The organism is Paenibacillus sp. OT2-17, from assembly GCF_009827695.1.
Lineage (GTDB): Bacteria > Bacillota > Bacilli > Paenibacillales > Paenibacillaceae > Paenibacillus > Paenibacillus polymyxa_B.
Genome location: NZ_WUDQ01000768.1, coordinates 1 through 1,403 on the forward strand (window position 1 = coordinate 1; position 1,403 = coordinate 1,403).

At 33.8% G+C, this 1,403-nt stretch carries 1 protein-coding gene and 1 pseudogene; both read right to left on the reverse strand.

The features are described 5' to 3' along the window. Window positions 1–203 (reverse strand): annotated as a pseudogene (locus GRP75_RS26945) (Kelch repeat-containing protein); the annotation flags it as partial. 395 nt (window positions 204–598) lie between these two features. Then, window positions 599–1,081 carry a hypothetical protein gene (locus tag GRP75_RS26950; RefSeq protein ID WP_160790887.1) on the reverse strand — a complete coding sequence of 161 codons (483 nt, stop codon included), beginning with the start codon at window positions 1,079–1,081 and terminating at the stop codon, window positions 599–601. Window positions 1,082–1,403 lie beyond the last annotated feature (322 nt).

Genomic DNA, 1,403 nt, shown 5'->3' on the forward strand with positions numbered 1-1,403 from the left:
CCAATAACATAAATATCATTTCTATAAACAGCGGAAGTTGCTGTAGAACGAGCCGTAGGCATGCTACTTCCTGAGGCCCATATATTATCTTTCGGATCATAAATTTGAACATCGTTATATGGGTTTGATTCTGAAGAACCACCGAAAATAAATATCTTGCCATTCAATTCAGAAACAGCACTTAACACCTTAGGATTTTCCATAGTCGTTTTAATCGACCATTCATCGCTTTCAGCTTCTGCTTTTACCTCTAAAGCTGACTATTCAAGAACACTATCACTACAATTAAAATACTCCATAATGCTTTGATTTTACTTATCACTCGATCTCCTCCTAGCCATATATGGAACTATTACGAAGATAAATCATTCTTAAAAACCTGCCTAAACATAAACTTGCTGATCTATAAATATAATCTAAATATTTTCATATTCATTTTTTAATGGGTATAAAAAAGACTCATACCAGTTACCCAGTTGAGCCTTTCACATCTACTCTAATTCAAACTGGTCAACGAAAAATCTCTGCCGACCAATTATGGTTAGCAGAGATTTCTGTTCTATTTGAGCATTCACTTACCTCAAACGTTAAGGATTTTTTAATATTTAATTATAGCTGATCCTGCTTTAGCCCACTCTTTTGATTCTAATTGAATCCATCCATATACTTTTGAATCAGAGTTGATCTTTTGTTTTATCAGAGAAAGGTTCTCATAGCTACTGGAACCGTAAAGACTCCCTGTTTTTGGTGCAATTTTTACTGATAACGTATTTTCTATACTCGGTGTATTTTCATCACTTGTCCAGACCAAACGATTATTATAATTGGCATTAAAAGGATTTTCCAAACCATTAATTGAAAATTTCACTCTTTTCCCTGTAACTGATACATCTGTATATGCCGTGTCATCTTTTAATATTACTGATTGTGATAAAACTATTTCTTGATTTTCAAAATTTTTGTAAGTGTCAAGCGTTACAGCTGCTGCATCTGCAGAAGCTGACAACGGAGCAATAATTGAAAACAAGAGAGCGATTATGGAAAAACATAAAGTAGCTTTCCTTCCTAATTTCATTCTCATTTTTTTGTCCTCTCCTTCTTTTAATACTCATTAATAAACAGCTTAATGACTGTCAAAGTAAGGGGAGCTTTGTCTGACATGAAAAATACACATTTGATTAAGTCTCCTTTTTCGCGTCCACTCTAAATTCAAACTGCTCACGAAAGAAATAAGATCCGTTAATCTTAATTAACTCCGGTGTAATCTTCTCCAACTGCGCCGTAGTCCACAATATCTATCAAATCCTCGCCCAACGGTTGTATTACACCAAACAACTTGGTGATATAAACAAACAAATTCAATAAACAATATTTTTCACCCTAACTAAAGAAAAGAACATCAG